The organism is Sporanaerobium hydrogeniformans (assembly GCF_002735925.1).
GTDB classification, from domain to species: domain Bacteria; phylum Bacillota; class Clostridia; order Lachnospirales; family Cellulosilyticaceae; genus Sporanaerobium; species Sporanaerobium hydrogeniformans.
Genome location: NZ_PEDL01000021.1, coordinates 1 through 21,738 on the forward strand (window position 1 = coordinate 1; position 21,738 = coordinate 21,738).

A 21,738-nucleotide genomic window follows, 5' to 3' on the forward strand; every position below is an offset into this window, starting at 1 on the left:
CTCATGTCTTTAAGAAGGAATATAAAAAATTTAAACTTTCGTGTTACAGTGGAGAGCAAGAAAGAAGGCTTTTCGCAGGTTTCCTCCACAGACTTTCGCAAAGTCTTGGTGAAGGCCTGTAGGCTGTCTTTAGGGACGTTATCGCAAGCGTTCTTCTTGCGATAGGTAGGACCGTTAGTCTACAGGACTGAACCTAGAGTTTGCCAAGGCGAGGACCCAGAAACCGGAGAAAAGCCTTCTTTCTTGCGGCCGCGTAGGCACCCCTTCTTTTTCTTGACTTTTAAATTCCTAAGGGCACCTCAACAAACTGAAATTTCAGACACACCAATGAGATAAGCCCTAAAAGATTAAGTGAGATTCTTAACCTTTTAGGGCTTATATTAACTGTTATATCCTTTATTTATTGAGTATTTGTGGTAAGGAATTAATTTTAAAATCAATTTTCGATAGCTTTACTTAATTATTGTAAATGTTGCTTCTTTTGTAACTGGATTAAAGTCTACCTTTATACCTAAAATCTTTGCAATATGTGCAATTGGAAGAACAGTTCTGCTCTCTTTGAGTTGTGGAGCTACATCCATAACTACTTTCTCGCCATTTACAAGGGCATAATATTGACCAATTATCAGTTTTATTTCTTTATCTGCTGTTTTAATAGTGACTGTTTTACTACGTGCATCCCACATTATATTTTTACTCTCTATATTAAATAGTGTTGCCATATCCCTAACACCTACCATAGTACGGTTATTTTGAATATATGGTTTTACAATTAACGGAATATTCACTCCGTCATTTGATGCTAAACCAGTATTTAAAGAGATTATTACTGACTGTGGGACCACTGGTGCTACTGGTGTCACTGGTGTCACTGGTGTCACTGGTGTTGATGGCTTACTGCCACCACCTGAACTGCCTCCTGAACTGCCTCCTGAACTGCTTGTTTGAATAACATAAGTAAATGTTGCAACATTACTATTTGTCATACCCTCTTTTACAGCGATAGCTTTAATAGTTGTTGTGCTACTAACTGTAATTGATCCAGTATATAATGTGCTAAAAGTCGTTGGTGTACTGCCATCTACAGTGTAATAAATCTTTGCACCATTTGTAGCAGTAGTTAATGTCACAGTTCTTGTACTAGCGTATGTACCTGCTGCAGGTGATGCAGAAGGTGCTATTGCTTGTTCTACTGGATCTACTGGATCTACTGGATCACCAAACACAATTGTGTAAGAAATATCCACACCATCAGAGTCAGTAATAACCCATTGGTCTCCATCAAGTACAAAGTAAGACTGTCCAATATTTCTGCTATTCCTATAGGTACCTATAACTTCAATATTGCCTTCAAATTCACTCCAATCAAGTTCATTTCCTGGTTTAGGTTCTGGCACATAGATTTTTCGTTGCTGTTGATCGATAGTATAAACCTCAGAACTTAGTTTCCATCCATTAATTACGATTTCACTAATTTCAATACATTGTCCCCAACCTATTCCACCTGTTACATTAATTTTCACATATCTTCCAGAAACTTGACCTAAATCACTTTTTATTTTTGCACGACGTATTTCTGTATCAACTGAAACTGTATTTCCACTTAAATCAGCTGCAACAGTATACTGTTCTCCATCTGTGCTTACCTGTACATTATATTTGTAAGTTCTAGGTGCAGGATTGTTATTATACCACTCTATTTGAATATTGTTCAGATTGTATATCTGTCCTAAATCAACTTGTATCCAACCAGTTGTAGCACGGTCTGCAGACCAGTAGGTCGCACCATTCATATCTACGGCATTACTTGTAGGATAATCTTGCAATGCTGTAGATGCAGTAACATTTTTACCAAATGCAAGATTAGGGCTAGTAAAACGATATACATTAACTGTGTTCTTATCTTGAGATGTTGCCTTAACAACCATATCTAAACTAACTTCCGCAGTAGCATCTATAATAGGAGTAGTTTCATCAGACTGATACAGCTTCCATGTTGTTCCATTAATCCCATTAATTATACTTTGAAGTTCTTGCACTTTAATACTACCTAAAAGCGCAATAGACAAGTTAGCGTTATCAACTAAAACATTTTCAGAGCTAGATCCTAATAATGTTTTGGTACCTTTTACTCGTGTCCACCTAATTGTGTCAGTGTACTCTTGATTATCAAATGTACCCGTAGCAACTATATTGTTCTCACCGAGTATTAGCTGAACATTATCCCATACAAAAACACCTAGTCCATCATTTTGTTTTGTTTCCATTGTTTTTCCATTTACTTTAAGTGTTACCTCATCACAATTAGAATAAATTTTCACAGAAACAAATTCATCTTCTCTTGGGTTAAATCGGCTACTGTTGATGTGTACAAAGTGATCTACTGAATTCCAGTTAGCTTTGTATAGATAGAAAGCATCTTTTTTCGTCTGCCTATCATGAGATATCAATCCCTTGTCATTCACACCTTTTTGTCCACCCTCATCTCTTCCATCAGAACCGAAGTCAAACATATTCCAAACTGCAGTTGACCATAAATATTCTAAATCTTTTATGTCTCGTAATGCATCTTCATGCCATACACTTTGATATTCCTCGGGGTGCCACTGTCCTCTAGATTGCCCAATAGAAAATTGTGGTGGATCTTCATGTTGAACTAGGCTAGCACCAGCACCATATTCTGATATACCTACTGGTTTTCTATCCTCAGAATTATAATGTGTATCCATCATACCTTTAACAGTACCTTCATAATACCAATTAGGATAAATATTCCAACCAATTAAGTCCGCATTCCACATTTCTGCAGCATCAGAGTTCGTTGCATAAGTAGTAAGTCGAGTACTATCCTCTTCATGAGCTAAATCATTTAACTTTTTAACCATTTCGACTACAAAACTATTGCTATTAATCTCATTGGATAATCCCCAGAAAAAAACTGATGGCCTATTGTATTGTTGTCTGATCATCTCAGTTAGCTGTTGCTTTGCATTATCAACAAACTCATCACTTTGTGTAACTCCACCGACCATTGGAATTTCTGCCCATACAGCAATACCATAGCGATCACATAATTCGTAGAAATAAGGGTCATGAGGATAATGTGCTAAACGAACATAGTTTACACCCATTTCATACATTAATCCTAAATCTTGATTGTGCTCTGCTTGTGTTAACGCATTCCCTAAATAGACATCAGGATTAACAGCACTATAACTGTCTTGGTGACGACTAACGCCACGCAAAGCATAAGGCTGCCCATTAAGCAGGAATCCTTTATCATAGTCTACTTCAAAGTAACGGAAGCCCACATACTGGCTAACTTCGTCTACTGGTACATTATCAACATACACTTCCAAATCCACAATATATCTAAATGGATCTGCTGTACCATTCCAAAGACGAGGATTCTCTACAACCATTTTTTCAGTATATTCTACATTACCCATAGCCTGAACAGTGAGAGTTGTTTCCTTGACTTCAACTATCTCATTTGTTGCCATATTTTCAACATCAAATAGTGGATTGGATACTGAATCAACCTCTTCAAAAGCATCTGGTGTTCTTAATGTTGCAATTATTTTTACTTCTTTTTCAACATCCGAATCGTTTACAATCGTTGATTTAATATCTAAGTTAGCACTTTCAGAACTTACATCTGTTGGTGTTAGATAAAGTCCTGAAGATGCATTATCCAAAATATCAATATGTACATCATCAGTAAGAATCAAATTAACATTTCTATAGATACCACCAAAAATTGTAAAGTCTCCACCACGTGGTGCTATGTTTGGATTTGAACTATTATCTACTTTTACAGCAATAATATTACTAGTATTCTCATTTAGATAATCTGTAATATCAAATCTAAAAGCTGTATATCCACCCTCATGTACTCCTATATAATTTCCATTGACATAAACCTCTGTCTTTAGACAAGAACCTAAAAATTCAATATAAATACGCTTATTTGCATATGCTTCGTTCCAAGGTAACGTTTTTCTATACCAGCTGACACCTCTTCTGTACGAACCTCCATCAGCACCATCTTCAGCGTTCCATGTGTGAGGAAGATTTATTGCTTCCCAATCACTATCATTCAAGCTGATGCTTGACGCTTCGTTGGCTTCAATACTACTTTCATTGTACTTCCAATCTCGATTAATATTTACAATTTTACGTACATCACCAGTAGTAGGATCAACAGGATCAACTGGGCCACCTGGACCAACTGGAGTCTTAGGAGCAGCTTCTATATATTCGCTGTTATCATATGCAGTTAATTCTGCTGCAGTTACCTCATAATCACTGTTTGCAGAAGTAAAGGCTAAACGATCTCCCTGTCTATCCTCAAACCCTATATACTCAAATACACCTACTGTGATCTCATCTATATTAGATGTCAATTGAATATTCTTCCAAAGAAAAACCCCTGGTTGAGTCATAATGGGTTTAACATCTGTAAGTTCACCATCAATTCTCAGTTCTAAACATTTGTCTAGTTGGTTCTTTAGCTCTTCCCAATAATATGGTTCACAGAATTGTACATTGGTATAAACCTTAATATCAATTCCATTCTCCAATGTAGAAGGATCTAAAGTCATCAAGTAATCTCCAGAAGTAATATGGACAAAGTCTTCTGTTTTGTTCCACTTTGCTTTGTAGTAAAAGAAAGTATCTTTCTTCGTCTCTCTATCGTATGTTACAAGTCCTTTATTATTTTGTCCATAAACAATTGGATCTCCTTCTTTTTTAGAGTCTGATCCAAAATCAAACATATTCCATATCGCTGTACTCCACAACCAGTTATTTGGCTCAATAGCAGTACGATAGTTCTGTTCGTGCACAATATTTTGCCATTCTTGAGGATGAGTTGGGAATGTAAACATACGTCCAGTGATAACCGCATTTCCCAGCGTAAGCACACTTTCAGTGGTAACCTCATCTTCAATGTCAATCACACTTCCAGTGGTAACTTCATAATCTATAATAATCTGATGATTTTTGGGAACACCACCTGCACCATATTCACTGATGCCGTATGGCATGTTTGGATAGTCAGTACTAACCGCATCAATCTTATCTCCAAGAGAAGCAGGATTAGCCTGATACCATCCAAAATAATATGTTCCTGTAGGTGCATCTACAAGACCAGTAGCTCCACCCATATCATCAACTGTAATACCACTATCAAACCCCTGTGTTGCCAAAGTTGTAAGTGTTACCTCACGAGAAGGATCCAGTTCGTGTGCTACATTTTGCATATCTCGAATGAAAGAAACTACTTTCGTATCCGTTCCATTTTTTGTACTTGTCTGGTTCTCCACACACCATACTGCAATAGATGCATGATTATATAGTTGAGTAATCATTTCAGTCAATTGCTGAATAGTATTCTCTTGGCCTGGTCCCCAAATTTTATTAGCTCCATCTTGATAATCTGTAGGTACACTATTTGTACAAGGAAGCTCAGCCCATGTCACTATACCTCGCATATCAGCTTGTGTATAGAAGTAATCATCATACTGATAATGTGCCGCCCTGATGAAATTAACACCCATCTGTTCCATCAATGCAAAGTTTGTATCCCAATCAGTATTGTCAATGGCATTACCTTTACCAGCAAAATCTTGGTGTGTATTTACACCACGCAGTAAATATTCTTCACCATTTAATTTAAAGCCTGCTCCAATGCCACCATTTGCTTCGTTAGCTTTTGCCTCATTGTAGCTCAAAATTTCAAAGGTACGGAAACCTACACGATCCATCATGGTATCCATAGTGTACCCTTGAGCATCGGTTAATGTTAAATAAACTCTGTATAGATAAGCTGCATTCTCACCATTTTGAATACCATTCCATAGATTTGCATCATTAATGCTAATGGTATCCATTTCAACTGCATTATTCCCCTCTATGGCAGTAAATGCTGTGGCAGATTCTTGAACAAAATTGCCCTGCATATCAAATACCCTTGCAGTAATCGCATAATCACTTGCCACAGGAACAGTTACGTTTGTAGTAATATTTAAGATCGCATCACCTATTTTTCCTGTTACACCACCATTTTCAATATTATTTACACTCTGGTTGAAATAAACACCTGATGATGCATTCGTGACACTGGATTCCAAAGAAAAATAGGCATCACTGGTGTTGATGATATGTACATCGCGATAAATTCCACCCCATTGTGTGTAATCGGGGCTACCTAAAGGAATTATTGTTGTCGTATTTGCATTGTTTACATCAACCTTTAGTTCAACCGTATCTTTACCTGCAATATAATTAGTAATATCGAAAGTAAAAGCTGCATATCCTCCTTGATGTTGGCCTACCTCTACCTCATCAATATAGACAACTGTTTCTTTATTTGCACCATCGAACTTTAAAAATACTTTTCCATTTTGATAATCCGAAACATCCACTGTTTTCTCGTAGGTACTCGTACCACGATAATATGAGTTTCCTGACCCATCTTTATCATCAGGACCATTACTTCCATCCACTGTATTCCATGTGTGTGGTAAGTCTACTGTGGATGTACTCCCATCTTTTCCATATGTAAAGGTCCAGTCGCTATTAATAATCGTATCTGTTCTCTCTACACGTTCAGGAGTTATATGCTCTGCCGCTTTAAGCACCATTGTTGTGCCATTGAGCATTTGAGATATCGTAATTACTGTGCAGAGTACTCTAGCTAATAATTTTTTAGAATTGATTCTCACTGTTTACACCCCTTTTTAAAATTTTTGTAACCTTTCTTTACTAGTAGGCACGTATATTGCTTCACAAATCACTTATAACTTACAAATCACCCCCTATTATTATCTTTCCAAGTAAAAATACTGCAATTGATTACATAAATGTGATGTTTTGCAGTTTACTTAATCGACATCTCTAAATCCTCTCCTCATGAATAATGTTGATTTTAGTGTGATGTCATCTTACGATAAATTACACCTATAACGTTATCATTATTAGAATTTTATTAAAACAACAAATCCTAGATGTTCTATCACTATTATGCTATAACTTTTTTAATTAACAAAAAGAGACTAACGAAATATTATAATTTCTCTTAGCCTCTTAATCTTATTGCTATTTTATTGCTTGTTTTTAAGCTTCCACTTTTCAAATTGATGCTGTTTCTCAATAATAACACGCTTTAAACCAGCTGCATCTAATTCTTCTCGCATTTTTGGCAAATAAATTTTTGGGTCTACTAGACCATTCTCTAAAATGATACTATATTGAGTATAAATTTTTTCAACAGCTATATACTCCTTATAAACAGGAGATATATCAAATCTAAATCCTATACCTTTTGACTTAATTGCTCCCTCTTGAAAGGCATGTAAATCATCCCACAATGTTAACGAGTTACCTTCCCATATATGTGTAATAAATTGATTGGGCATACTCCAACTATTACCCATTGTATACTTCTGACCTAAATTATCAGCACTTTTAATATGTCCATCCTCACTAAAAATATAATGTCTTCCTTCCATACCATAACATAATAAGTTCATTATATCTGCATTTGTATATAGGAGATTTAAAAGTTGCATTGATTTTTCTTGTGAAATGGTATTTCGTGTTATAGTCCAAAGGCACTTTGAAATAGCTTCTGATCCTATGGCAGTTTCTCCAATTTGTATAAACTCCATTTCTACATCATAATAAGATTGTTCTTGTTGTTCAATTCCTGGTTTGCCAAATTGGGTATAGGCAAAGATTTTATTTTCTGAAATTTTCTGTTCAAGTGTCAGATTGTCCATAAAAATATCGGGCTGAAGATACCCTTTTAAATACCATCTACGTACCAATTCTAAGTTTTCCATATATTTTTGAGTTGCAAACAAGTCGACAATCTGATCATCTTGTCCATAATTAGGTAATACCCCAAAGACATTTCCACCTAACTTATCATATTCCCCATGATGATAAAGAAGTGTTCTTGTACCAGGTACTAAAACTATTAAATCAGGTTCATTGTTTTTAATAATTTCAAAAACAGCTTCCAAATCTTTAATCGTCTTAATAGACTTAACATCAATTTTATACTTATCTACTAGATCTTTTCTTAGTACATAACCATCATATCCAGTAGCATACCCCCTAACGTTAGGAACACCATAAATGTTCCCATTTAGTTTGCAAGCCTCTATGGCATCCTTTCCAACAGCATCTATTATCCCTTTTCCATTTTGTTTAATAATATCATTAAGAACAACTAATTGATCTTTAATATTAACCTCTGTATGAATATGATTAAGAGCAAGCATAAGGTCAAGTTGTTTATGATCAACTAACATTGTTTGTACTGCTTGTTTATATTCTTCAAACTTAAAAACTTTTAATTCTACTTCCACCTCTATTTGTGATCGAGTAATCTTATTAATTTCCTCTTGAACTAACAATAAATCTTCTGGAATATTGGTCATTGTAGGAAAAGCAATCACAAATTTCATATAATCTTTATTTACTCTTTTTTCATCTACTTGTTTTTTTTCAAAGTATATTGTATGTATTATGTATATTATAATTATCACAAGTAGCATCATTACACTTTTACTAAATGTTTTTCTCAATCCTATCACCTACCCTATAAAGAATTTTATAAATTACGAAATTCCTTCGGTGTGTTGCCTGTTACCCTTTTAAATATTCTAGAGAAATACGCAATATTTCCATAACCCACATCAATAGCTATATTGGTGATACTCTCATTTGTACTTTTTAATAATCTTTTTGCTGCTTGAATTCTAGTATTTATAATATAATCTGATATTGAAATGCCCATTTGCTGTTTAAAGATATGTGATAAATAATCAGGATGCAAAAAAACTTTATTTGCCATTTCAGTTCTATTAAGTTCTTTAGCCATATTCTCTTCTATATACCTTTTTATTTCATCTACTACAGATGGTGTTTTTTCTAATTCATAACTATAACTTGTAATATTTTGTAACAGTGTATCGATCCACATATACATATCATCAAATGAGTTGGTTGCTTTATCAAATAGTTCAACCATTTGTTCATCTTTTAATATAGAATGTGCCTGAATCCCTTTTTTCCTTAACAAAATATAGAGTTCTTGCAAAAAGTCATTTTTAAATTGACTCAAACCAATAAAACCTATACAATCAATGCTTGATAAAAATGCTTTTACCTGTTCAATAGCAAAAGCATAATTATCATTCAATATTTCATTCATCCATTTTTCCATATTAGGTTTTTCATAACTTGTGTTTTTAATATCCTGACTGAGTAAAGCTATAACTCTATTAGTTTTTAAAACATCGTTTTTTTCTGCTAATAAAAGTTCATGTACAGTTTTGGATAAATCATTAACCTCAACAATATCTTTTATATAACAAGTTGCTTTATACTCCGGATAATAACTTACAAATACATTAATAAGCATCTGACATTTTTCTTGATAAACATTTATATTTTTTAAATTTGCTGTTTTTAAAACGAGTAAAGTATTTTGATCTATGGAAAAAACATCTTTTGACTCAGTCACACCGAAGAAAATTTCAGCAACAATATTTTTTAGCACAAATTCAATGATGCTATTTCCTTTTGTCTCATTGCAAATTTTTAGTCGCTTCCATTTGACAATAATAGGACAATAATTTGTTTCATTAATGGAATAGCCTATTGTATTTGCCATTTTTTCAATAGCCTTCAATTCATTGCATTTGTGTTTAAAAATAATATCCTTCCAAAGATCCTGATACACTTTAACAGCATTTGAACTCCAATAGTCAGCAAATTTCTGATTATCCTTGATTTTTTCTACCTCTTTTACTTGAACAACAGCTTTCATAATAACTGCTTCAAGCTCATTTTTAGGGGCTGGTTTTAGTAAATAATCTTTAACTTGCATTTTGATTGCCTTACTAGCATATTCAAAATTTGCATAGCTGGTCAAAAGTATAATAACAACACTATATGCTTCATTAATAATCCATTCAACCAAATCAAGCCCACTTCCTTTTGGCATTTCAATATCACAAATCATAATATCCACATGATTTGTTTTAAATATTTTTTGGGCTTGTTTCATATTATAGGCAGTATATATTTGACTAATATTCATACTTTTCCAATTAAGTATACTTTTTAAGCCTTCTACTGCAAGTACATCATCATCAACCATTAGGATATTCATTCTAATTACCATCCCTTTCACTGTGCTTAAAGCACAAAATTTATTATTACCACCATTCTACTTTTAGCTTTAATAATGTTATCACTATCATATACTACATGCATTTGTTCTTTAATGTAGTCTATAGCATAAAGTTTTAGTCTTAATTTATTTTTCATACTATGTTAATACGTACTCTATTGGAATACTTATTTTTATTTCAGCACCCCCACACTTAGCATTTGAAAACTCTATTTTTGCTAAATCATTGTATAATATATTTAAGCGTTGTCTAATATTATAAATTCCTATATGCTCTCCATTTTGATCTATTATTCTTTTATTACATCGAATTTTTTCAATAATATCCAAATCAAAACCATCCCCGCTATCTTGAATGACTATTTTTATTTTAGGAACAGCTACCTCATTTATTAAATTAACAGCTACATCTATAGTGAGTTTTTCACCTTGTACCATTTGATATTTTACTGCATTTTCAACAAATGTTTGAATGAGCATAGTTGGTATTAATGCATTTTCTAGTTTTAAATCTATTGATACATTATATATCAATCCATCTTGGTACCTAAGTTTTTGAAGTTTAATATAATTATTAACATGCTCCAATTCTTGTCTTAAAGTTACTCTTGTGGAATCATTCAATGTATAGCGAATATAATGACTAAGGGTTATTGTGACTTCTTGAATCAAATCTTCCTTACCAATAATTGCTAAACTTCTTATTAAATTAAGGCAATTAACTAAAAAATGAGGACTAAGCTGTAATTGTAAGTATTGTAATTGCGCCTTTTGCTTAGTAATTTGTTCTTCATAAATATCGATTTTCAATTTTTTTATTTGTCTTGTCATATTATCAAAGGTATGATTAACCAGCTCAAATTCTTCACATACGTTTATGTTTTCTAATTTAACGTCCAGATTACCATCTTTTAATCCATTCATAGCATCTACAATAATATGTAATGGATTATATAAAAGTTTCTTTATTAATATAGAAAATAAAATAATACTAATAAGTACACTAAAGGCTACGATAATAAGTATCTTTTGAAAAGCATCTAAGCCTTCTAAAATACTATCATCACGAATCATTGCCACTAAGTAAAATAGACCTTTATGACTCTCAACCCCAGTAGTAAAATATCTTTCTCCTTTATATATAAGATGACTATTTTCCGAAATGCCTTTCTCATTTATTGGAATGATTAAGTGATTAAGTTTATTGTCTAGAGGAACACCATTTAGATCACAAAGCATAATATTTTGAATGACTTTAGATGATTCTTCCTGTAAAGGTGATAAAATATTTTCTATATTAACCCAGCTACCCATATAAATATTTTTTATTTTAATAATACGTGCTAAATAAAACTTCCCATCTAAATCAATAGGAAACCACTTATCAACCTTGCTATTAGTTTCTTCGTAGAACTTTATTGTTTTAAGCTTTATATTTGTTTCAATATTTTTTAACTCTGAAAATGATATATGACTTTTTTCACTCTGTATGTAAATATCTTCTTTAGGATAATACATAAATATCCCATCAACCATTTCATAACCCACTAAATTTTTATTAAATGTGTTCTTTATATTATATTCCGCTAAATATCTATCAAATTCTGTTGTAGGATTTTCAATATTATTATACTCATACCAACTTAAACTTTGTGATATCAAAAAAGAATCAACAGCATTAAATGACGCTTCCATTTGATTTATATGAAGCTTTAACGTTCTTAAATTTGAATCTAACACTTGATTACGTACTATCTGAATAGCATATACATTATTAACAAACAGAATAACAATTAATAAGAGTAGAATTGAAGAAGTCATTGTTACTAATCTAAATCTTAAAGAATTAAATCGCAAAAATGGTTTATGTTTTATCCACATATATTATTTCTCCTGTTCTAAAAAGCAATTATCATATTATAACATATTTAAAAATTATCTTATAACTATTATTATAGTATTATACAAAAATCTATGAATAGTTTAAAAAAACCTCATAATTATACTATATATTTTATTATTAAAATAATTAATTTTACTTGTACCATCTTACCTCAGATTGGATAGGCTACAATAAACTAGACAGATTTTTTAAGGCTATGTAAAATTAGGGCTGACACCCAACTAATCTAATTGATTAATTGCGCAACAGCCCCTTGCCACTTTTTTTTATTTACAGTTCTTCAAGATAAAGCCACCAATAAGACTGATTGGTGGCTTGAACACAAAAATATTTATATACTCATTAGTAAAATACTTTTAATTAGTTTTGAATTTTTCAACTACCTGATTTAGATCATTCGCAATCTCTTCATGGTCTTTGGACATATTTGAAACTTCTTTCACAACCTGAGACACTTCATTTACTGATAACATAATTTTACTACTATTATCAGCTGTGCTTTGAGCAGATTCACATATGCTTTGAATTGCATCACTTACTTCATGCATAATGGTTTTAATATTAATAGACATGTCGGAAATTTTCTTAGAATTTTCTTCTATGGATTCTGCATCCTTTCCATATTGTCTTGCAATTTCCACAAAGTTATTATAATCTGGGGTAACTGTCTCTTGAACAAAGTTTAATAAAGTCTTGGATTCTTCCGTTAAACTGCCAAATGCATCTTGCACATCGGTGATAGTATTTTGGATTTCTGTCACCGATTTTGATGTTTCATGAGCTAATTTTCCAATTTCAGTCGCAACAACAGCAAATCCTTTTCCATTCTCACCTGCACGAGCTGCCTCGATAGAAGCATTTAAAGAAAGTAAGTTAATCTGTTCCGCAATTCCAGCAATGGCATCAGCCATTATTTGAATGTTCTTGACAATATTTGCATTTTGTATACTCTTCTGCAGTTCCTGCTCATACTGTATAGAAAGCTGTATTGCATACTCATAAGCTTTTTGGCTTGATTCACCAATTTTATTTGCTCTAATCCGTATCTCATCAGACATTTCTTTACCTCTGTCTGTTTCATTAACTAAAATGGATACAGATGCATTTACTTCCTGCGTGGATGCATTTACTTCTTCAGTAGCAGCACTTGCAGACATCGTGGCTTCATTGACAATTCCCATATAATTTTCAATGTTTCTAAACTGACTTAATAATTTTGTAGCTGAATGAGATAATTTATTACTAGAAACACTTATATTTCTTGCATGAGATAAAATATTTTTAATTACATTCTTATTACTTCCAAACATTTTATTTAAAGAATTCCCCATGTGACCAAGCTCGTCTTTTGTTTTTATTGGTAAAGATTCTATGGTAAAATCTCCTTCAGCTAAATTTTCTGCAAAAGCTTGAACTATTTTAATACTTTTAGAAATTGATTTAACCTGAATGACTACACTTAATATAGATAAAATAACAGCAATTATACAGATAACCGAAAGGATGGCTATCAAGTGTTTTACCGGCTGATTCAATTCAGACTGGGGCATCTGTATAATTAATTTCCACCCTACTCCATTAATAGTATCATAATATAGATTGTAAGTTCCATCTACCGCTTCATAGGTTGTTGTTCCGCTCTCCGAATTTAAAATATATGCTCCTGCCTGGGCTAATGATTTATTATTATCTTCTTTAATATTTAAAGAAGATGTAACTTTTGTATTATCCTGACTTCCCAGGTAAACACCAGTTCCGCTTATAAGAATAGCGCTCCCATTCTGTCCTACCTTTATATTTTTTACAAGATTTTGAATAGATGAAAGTTCAATATCTACAGTAACACACCCAATAAATGTATTAGAATCATCCATAATTGGTGTTGAACAGCTTGCCATAATGAGCTTCGAAGTTTCATCATAATAAGGATCTGTAATAATAGCCGTATATGAATTTTTTGCCTTTGTGTAGTAATCTTTTGAAAAATAATCATAGCTTTCATTACTGTAGTCATATGTAACAACAACATTATCGCCATCTTTATAAATATAGGGTCCAACATATTGCTCTGTAGAATCATAAGCATAGGGTTCAAACCAAAGGCCACTTCCTAATACAATGTCATTATCTAGTATAATCTGCTGCAACATCTTTTCATAATCTGATAATTTTAAATTCTTATATGTTGTTCCCACAGTTCTAGAGATATTTGTTGCCGTTGAAGCAACAATATGCAGAGATTGTTCAATTTTATTCTTTTGGGCAGATAATTCTGCTGTCATCTGTTCTTCAATCTTCTTTTCAATAATATTTGTACTAAAATTTGCACTAATAACAGTTAAAATTAACATAGCTAAAATGATTACTGGTAATATAAATACCAATAGCTTCGTTCCAATTGTCTTAAATTTCATATCCATTCTCTCTCCTTCCTAAATAGTACACTAATGAAAATTTATAATTTTTTAAGTATATATATTATAATGAGTTATATTCGCTAAATTTACAAGTAGAATAAACTCTAATTATGTAATATCTTTTCCCTAAAACTTAAGAAATTGGACAAACAGATATAAAAGGCATATTGGAACAATCTTTTCTCTGTTAATTAAGAATTAATTAATACATTCCGTTATTATAATGAAGTTAAAACCTAAAATCAACTCACTATGAAAAGGATCTATTTAACGCTTACTACTATTTCTACACGAACACTTTATAAACGGTAAATTAAAGGACTGCCATACAACAATCCATTGCATAGCAGTCCTTCAATTTACTCATACAGTATTTAATCCCAACTAATGATTATACGTTTTCCTTCATATATAACAAGCTTTTCTTGCTCTTTAAGTTTTATTTTAAATTGTCTTACCTTTTCCATTCCTTCATATTCACCTTGTCTGTCACCTATTATTAAGCACTTATTCTCTTCTGACCATTTTATTGGAATCAGTGTATAGCTCCCTTGCTCAAAGTTGTAATTATCACCTTCATCCTCATACAAGGTAAACTCACCATCTTGTCCTGAATAAACATTTAAAGTCATGGGCACAGCTACCTTTTGGCTAGCATATTGAAGTCCTTCTATTGTTGGGATAATAGCCCCACCTTTAACAAAGAGTGGCATTTTCTCTAAAGGTGCTTCGATGTCATACCAATTGCCACCCTCAAACACTTCTCCTGTCCAGTAATCATACCAAATTGTTCCTTGTGGTAAATAACAACCCCTCGTCTTTTCTTTAATAATCGCTTTGTTATCTGATTCATAATACATGGGTTCAGTCACAGGACAAACTAAAAGAGAAGGTCCAAACATAAATTCATCTTCGATTTGACGTGCTGTCTCATCTTCTAAGAAATCGAATAATAAGCTTCTTAAAAGTGTTGAGTGTTCAAGATAGACTTTACCTGCAAGTGAGTAAATGTAGGGCATTAACTGATAACGAAGCTTAATAAACTTTTCAATGGTATCATAAAAAACATCTCCCTTTTCACCAAAGTTCCAGATTTCACGAGGAGTATCTGTACCATGAGAACGGAACATGGGAAGGAAAGTGCCGTATTGCAGCCATCTTACATAAAGTTCTCTATACCCTGCATCCTTCACACCCTCATTGTATTCACCTTGCCAAAACCAAAGAGGATTCGGATTATTATTGCAACCACATCCTCTATTTTGCCAAGCTGAACCTACCGTAAAAAAGGCACCAATATCAAGGGTCCAGTAAGGCATTCCACTTAAAGCAAAGTTAAGCCCTTCTCGAATTTGCTTTTTCAAAGTTTCCCATGTCGCACAAATGTCACCTGACCATAAAATAGTTCCATATTGTTGGCTAGAAGCATAGCCTGAACGTGTTAAATTAACCACTCTTTTTTCTTCTGTAGTTGCCCGTTGGTTTTCATATATCCCTTTAGCATGCATTAAAGCAAAGGCATTGGCCTGTGTTGCATCCAAATAATGTTTATGTTCCCCACCTACTAAGCTATAACGTTCCCATGGTTCTCTTTTAACAGGTCCGCCCCAATCAGGTCCACTAAAGGGCTCTGTGGAATCACACCACCATGCATCAAAACCACTTGAAAAAAGTTCTTCATTGGCCTGCTTCCAATACATCTGCCTTGCCTTCTCGTTAAAGGCATCATAAGTAGAATAGTCATTTAGTAAATAACCTGCTTGTAAAAATTCGCTATGATTATCCCCACCTGCATTCATATTAGGCCATACAGAAACCATTGTATGTACATGATAATCGTGAATTTTGTTCATTGTTTCTTTCAAATTAGGGTAGCGTGTTTTATCTACCTTTTTCTCTCCCCAATAGCCAGGTTTCCATGTATTCCAATCTTGTACAATACAATCAAGAGGTATACCTCTTTTTCGATATCTCTTAACAACATCTACAAGCTCGTCACCGGTTTTATAAGCCTCCTTAGATTGTATATAACCAAAAGCCCATTTAGGAAGTAAGCTAGCTCTTCCTGTTAAATAACGATAAGCTTCAATCACTTCATCTAATTTTTCGCCCCCCATAAAATAATAATCCATTTCTTCAATAGCATCCATAAAAATATAGGAACCATTAGGATCATCATTAAAGGTCATAAGAGAAGAACAGTTGAAAAGGATACCATAGCAATAAGAAGAAACAAAGAACGGAATAGGGATACGCATATTATGCTGATATAAATATTGATTATATCCACGGTAATTATAAATACCTTCTTCACCTTGCCCTAAACCATAAATCCCCTCATCATCCTGCCAGTTAAAAAATAATTTACCACGATAAGCTTGTCTGTCTATTACCTCTTTTAGATTACGAATGAAATTCCTCTCACCATCTACTGTTTTTACACGTTCAATAACAGGTGCTTCACCACCGGTTGTATAGCGAATAATATCTGTAGGAACAAGACTTTTCCCACCTTCTTCTAAATAAACTTCTCCGCTTCCTTGTTTCTTCCAAGTAAAGCGACCATTTTCTTTGCAAATACTTAAGCAAAGTCTTTGTGTTTCAATACAAATAGTCTCATCTGTTTCATCCACTGTATAATGCACCTCTAGAGGCGCCTTCTTCTCTATAATAAGTGATGTATCCTTAAAGCTCTCACCTGTAGTATACATACACCTTACTATATCTTCCCGTTTTATTTCGATACACAGCTTACCTTGTTCTAAGTTAAATAGAACCTTTTGTCCATCACATTTATAATTCTTAATATGCATCTTGTATCTTCCCCCTTTCTTATAGCTGCATATTAGCATTTTAAATGCAGAACTGTCTATAGCCTATTCCTTTTTAATTTTGTACTTATTTTCCCCGCTCTAGCCCATACCCCTCTTGTTTTTCTATTATAATATTAAATTTTTAGAGAGCCTTTAAAATACTTTTTTCTTCTTGCTTAACTCTAAGAGCTGCTCGAAAACAATCAACTAATTCTCCTATATCCGGTAGATAATGACTATATTTTACCTCACCCTCCACATAAATGATTGGAATAGGAGTACTATCCTTCATTTTATGTTCAATGACTTTTACTTGCTTGCCTACAAGAGCTGCTGCTGTATAAACAGCTTCCATTGTATACTGACTCACTACACAACTCTCTGAATCAAAGGTGATACAGTCCACATTTACTGTTGTTAGTTCTCCTTTTAAGATATTCCTTCTATTTTCATATCCTTTATGAGTAGTCATTCCAAACTTGTAGGGTATTTCACCTTCTGATGTTTTATCCCCTTTAATAAGATTGACTCGTTTTCCTTGCTCTTTAATACACTCAAAAATAGGAGTAATATATGGCTCTACAAAGTTTTCGAAATGAGCTTTAGAAATATGAAAAGCCATAGGATCCACAAGAGCAATATTATCTACACCTAAATTTATATACATTTGGGCAGTATGAAGGACAACTTTTTGACAAAATGTCATTAAGCATTCTACTTCTTCAGGCTCATCCAATAAATCATAAAAAACAGCTACTCCTCGCAGGTGAAGCGCTAAGGTAAAGGGACCCGTCACAAGTCCATAAATCGCTTTTTCTTTACCAAAAGCTTTTACAATTTCCTTAGTAGCTTCTAAAACTATAGGAAAACGCCCTTCCTTTTCTGTTGGGACTCTTAAATCTTCTAGTTTGGTTCCCTCTTCTAAAATATGATTAGATATCCGTGGAGGCTTATCTTTTGTATAAGTTAACTTACATCCCAGTGCTTCTGCCTCAAGCTGAAGGTCATATAAAATAGGCATTCTGTGAGAGCAGTAAAGACTACTTACCTTTATTGCTCCCTGCACGATATAGTCTGAGCATTTAAAATATTTTTCACTATCCACCTTAATAAGACTTGCTACGTGACAATTCATTAAAGAGAGCATTTCTTCTATTTCTTGATCCTGTTTTGGCTTTAGTACCTGCTGTCTTTCATACATATATAGCCCTCCTTTCCATCATTTTCTCCCTCGTTCTATACTAAGCTTTTTAAAAGCATTCTTTTTGGTTACACAAAATTTCACCGTATTATTATACGTTTTATTTTGGATTTTCTATCTAAATAATTACATACTATTGGTAATTTCTTTAGGAATCAAAAGATATAAAACACCTCCTATTCCTGCTACAAGAAGCTCTGTTGTTGGAAACACACACCAAACACCTAATATGCCACCAAAAGAAGCTAACAAAAAGGCTAAGGGAATAATAATTAAAAATCCACGCAAAACAGAAATGATATGTGCAGGACGTGCATATTCGATTGAGGTAAAATAAACAGATATAATAATATTAAAGCCAACAAAAAGGCAGCTTGTAAAATAAATTTTTAATCCTATCATTGCAATACTTTGCAAAGCCTCATTTTGCTCACTGTTAAAAAGACTGATAATTTGTGAACCCCCTATAAATACAACCATATAAATCATTCCTGAAACAGCTACCACCAAGAGGAGAGCATATCGTAAAATAGTTTGAACATTGGAGTGATTCCCTATTCCATAGTTACTACTAATGAGTGGCTGAATCCCCTGGGCAATACCTGTATATATGGAGACCATTACTAGTGAAAGGTTAGCAATAATACCATAGGCCGCAACTCCCATATTCCCCTGCAGTTTTAGCAGAATTGTATTAAAAACAATTATTACAATACCAGAAGATACCTCCGTAATAAGTGATGGCATACCGCTTGAAAAAATGTCACTACTAAGTTGCCTAAAAAGCCTAAAGTTAATTAGATGAAAGCCATTTCTCTTTTGAAGGAAAAAGGGACAAAGAATCAATAGACTTATTGCTGGTGCAAGACCCGTAGCAAGAACAGCTCCAAAAATCCCCATCTTAAGTGGAAACATAAAAATATAATCTAGGATAATGTTTGAAAAACTCCCCCCTAACATGGCAATCATAGAAAGTTCGGGGGCTCCGTCATTTCGTACAAAACACAAAAGAACATTATTTATTATAAAAATAGGAGCAAATAATAGCACTACTTGTAAATAAGTTTTACTCATTTGAAAAACGGCCACATCAGCCCCTAATAATCGTACAAGGATTTCAGAAAAAAAGAAACCTATCACAAAAAATCCTCCCGCAAAGCTAAGTGCCAATAAAATGGTATTTGTAAATATTTGATTCATCTTATCCCTTTCACTTTGACTTTTAGCAATAGAATACCTAGTGGCACCTCCCATACCAAGCATTAAACCACTTCCGTGAATAAAACTATAGATGGGAATTGCAAGATTAAGTGCAGTGAGCCCATTGGCTCCTAGCCCTTTTGAAACAAAATAAGTGTCTGCTAAGATATAGCAAGATAGCCCTATCATACCAAGAACATTTAATGATACGTATTTTATAAAATGACTAAGACAAGCTGTATTTTTCATAAAAACACTCCTTTATACAAAAATAAAAAGCGTCAGAACTTCATATCTTCCGTGGCCTAACGATATGAAGTCTGACGCTTAACCCCTTTACCCGGCGGTAAAGGATAAGTCAGTAACGTATTCTATTTTCTAAATGAGTTTAACACATGCCTTACTCCTTGTCAATCTACACTACCATTCTGTAAAATCACCTATTTTTGTCCATAATAAGCATTTTCACCATGTTTTCTATAATAGTGCTTATCTTGTAATTCTTGAGGAGCTGGAATATTTTGAGGATTAAGCATTTCGCATCTTGCTGCCATTTTTGCAACTTCTTCTAAAACAACTGCATGATGAACCGCCTCTAATCCATCTTTACCCCAAGTAAACGGACCATGATTTTTACATAGCACTGCTGGCATTGCCATATAATCTTTATCCTTAAAATAGTCTGCAATTAGTAAACCTGTATTTTTTTCATAAGCTTCTTCAATCTCTTCTTGAGTTAAATTTCTTACACATGGGATTTCTCCATACATATAGTCTGCATGTGTTGTTCCATAGCAAGGAATGCCTCTGCCAGCTTGTGCCCAACTTGTTGCCCATGGTGAATGTGTATGTACAATACCTCTAATGTCAGGAAAGCTTTTATAGAGTTCGATATGAGTGGATGTATCTGAGGAAGGGTTATACTTACCTTCTATCTTTTTGCCATCTAAATCTACTACCACCATATCCTCAGCTGTCAACTTATCATAATCTACACCACTTGGCTTAATAACTACTAACTTGGTTTCTGGATCTATTTCACTTACATTTCCCCAAGTAAAGGTTACTAAACCATATTTAGGTAATTCCATATTTGCTTTATATACCTTTTTCTTTAATTCTTCTAACATCTTAGGCCTCCACACATACTTTATCTGCTTTATCTAAAATTGCTCGCATTTTCCTATTGGCATTTATTAAATCTTCTTTCCAATCAGGACTTCCTTTATACCAAAATTCTGTCACATATTTTCTAATCCCAATAGCCCATGCTGCATGAATAATTTTCTCGAAATCAACATGCCCCTCGCCATAAGGTATTTCCCTATATTTTCCTGGTACACTTTCCTTTAAATGAAGTGAGGTAATATGTCCTTTACCTGCCATTAAATCTTGCGCTTCATCTACGCCTAATAACACAGCTGCATTCTTCATATTACCACTATCTGGATAGATCCCTAAATAGGCTGAGTCAATTTGTTTAACATAGAACATAGCCTTCCATACTGTATTCATAAAGCTATTTTCCATAGTTTCTAATTCAATCAAAATCCCATATTTAGCTGCAATCTTTGTTGCTTTTTTAAGATTTTTTATAAACCTTTGTGTGGTTTCTGCAGTAGACTCCTCATAATAAACATCATATCCTGGAATCATAACAATTCTAATGCCTAAGTCATCTGCCAGTTCTAGTGCCTTTTCTAAAATCTCCATTCCCCTGTTACAAAGCTTTTCGTCACTATTACCAAGAGAATAGCGTGTTAAAGCACTTACACACATAGAACGAATAGGGATACCTACTTCAAACATATGCTCAATCATTTTTAATCTTTCTTCTTTAGGCATATAAATTCTTTGAATTTTTTCCTCTGTTTCATCAATACTGATTTCCACAAAATCATAGCCTGCTTCCTTCGCTGCTTGTAGCTTTTCTTTCCAAGTTAAATCTGCCGGCATTGCCTTTTCATATAATCCAATTGTATAAGCTTTCATAT

At 33.5% G+C, this 21,738-nt stretch carries 10 protein-coding genes; all 10 read right to left on the reverse strand.

Annotated features, from left to right (window positions below; all coding sequences use genetic code 11):
* Positions 1-452 precede the first annotated feature (452 nt).
* Positions 453-6,728, reverse strand: coding sequence for a glycoside hydrolase family 2 TIM barrel-domain containing protein (locus tag CS063_RS14550; RefSeq protein ID WP_099450428.1), 6,276 nt, complete (start codon positions 6,726-6,728; stop codon positions 453-455).
* 378 nt (positions 6,729-7,106) lie between these two features.
* A complete protein-coding gene (locus CS063_RS14555) occupies positions 7,107-8,597 on the reverse strand; it encodes an ABC transporter substrate-binding protein (RefSeq protein ID WP_099450429.1) in 1,491 nt (496 codons plus the stop codon).
* A gap of 26 nt (positions 8,598-8,623) precedes the next feature.
* The gene (locus tag CS063_RS14560) at positions 8,624-10,189 is read right to left on the reverse strand and encodes a response regulator transcription factor (protein ID WP_180270814.1); all 1,566 of its coding nucleotides are present in this window, start codon (positions 10,187-10,189) and stop codon (positions 8,624-8,626) included.
* 159 nt (positions 10,190-10,348) lie between these two features.
* On the reverse strand, positions 10,349-12,091 hold the full coding sequence (locus CS063_RS14565; protein ID WP_099450431.1) for a sensor histidine kinase: 1,743 nt from the start codon (positions 12,089-12,091) through the stop codon (positions 10,349-10,351).
* Between the two features lie 378 nt (positions 12,092-12,469).
* Positions 12,470-14,533, reverse strand: a complete 2,064-nt coding sequence (locus CS063_RS14570; RefSeq protein ID WP_099450432.1) for a methyl-accepting chemotaxis protein — start codon at positions 14,531-14,533, stop codon at positions 12,470-12,472.
* 371 nt (positions 14,534-14,904) lie between these two features.
* A complete protein-coding gene (locus CS063_RS14575) occupies positions 14,905-17,343 on the reverse strand; it encodes a glycoside hydrolase family 31 protein (protein ID WP_099450433.1) in 2,439 nt (812 codons plus the stop codon).
* A gap of 142 nt (positions 17,344-17,485) precedes the next feature.
* Entirely contained in the window at positions 17,486-18,544 is a 1,059-nt protein-coding gene (locus tag CS063_RS14580; RefSeq protein ID WP_099450434.1) for a uroporphyrinogen decarboxylase family protein, read from the reverse strand.
* A 126-nt stretch (positions 18,545-18,670) separates the two neighbouring features.
* Positions 18,671-19,993, reverse strand: a complete 1,323-nt coding sequence (locus CS063_RS14585) for an MATE family efflux transporter (protein ID WP_099450435.1) — start codon at positions 19,991-19,993, stop codon at positions 18,671-18,673.
* A gap of 191 nt (positions 19,994-20,184) precedes the next feature.
* On the reverse strand, positions 20,185-20,874 hold the full coding sequence (locus CS063_RS14590) for an L-ribulose-5-phosphate 4-epimerase (protein ID WP_099450436.1): 690 nt from the start codon (positions 20,872-20,874) through the stop codon (positions 20,185-20,187).
* A 1-nt stretch (position 20,875) separates the two neighbouring features.
* Positions 20,876-21,736 (reverse strand): L-ribulose-5-phosphate 3-epimerase, encoded by an 861-nt coding sequence (locus CS063_RS14595; protein ID WP_099450437.1) that lies wholly within the window; start codon positions 21,734-21,736, stop codon positions 20,876-20,878.
* Positions 21,737-21,738: the final 2 nt, after the last annotated feature.